Source organism: Pseudomonas sp. Lb2C2 (assembly GCF_052112205.1).
GTDB classification, from domain to species: domain Bacteria; phylum Pseudomonadota; class Gammaproteobacteria; order Pseudomonadales; family Pseudomonadaceae; genus Aquipseudomonas; species Aquipseudomonas kilonensis.
On sequence record NZ_JAUTYW010000029.1, the window covers coordinates 1 to 367 of the forward strand.

The 367-nt window shown below is 64.9% G+C and carries 1 protein-coding gene; it reads right to left on the reverse strand.

Annotation, left to right across the window (positions count from 1 at the left end):
• Nucleotides 1-367: Ig-like domain-containing protein (locus Q7F16_RS30115; protein ID WP_412007502.1), on the reverse strand; the 367-nt coding region annotated here is incomplete at both ends.

Sequence of the window (367 nt, forward strand, 5' to 3'; positions counted from 1 at the left end):
TGGGTGTTCAGGCCGCCGACGGCAGGGTTCGAGGTGTCGTTGCCGGCGCGCACGCCGATCACCATGCCGCCATCCGCGCCAAGTACGTCGTTGTCCAGCACGTTGCCGTTGACCGTGCCGCCCTCCAGCACCGAGGCGAAATCGGCATGGGCGCTGGGCACGTCGTCGACGATGTCGATGACGATGGTGCTGGTGACGGTGTTGCCCAACGAGTCCGTGGCCTGGTAGGTGAAGCTTTCACTCAACACATTCGGGCCATCGTTGGCGTGAGGCGTGGTGGTGGCTGGCGAGGTCAGGGTGTAGGTGTAGGAGCCGTCGGGCTGAAGCGACAGTTGACCGTAGGCACCGTTGGCATTGCCCACCAGCG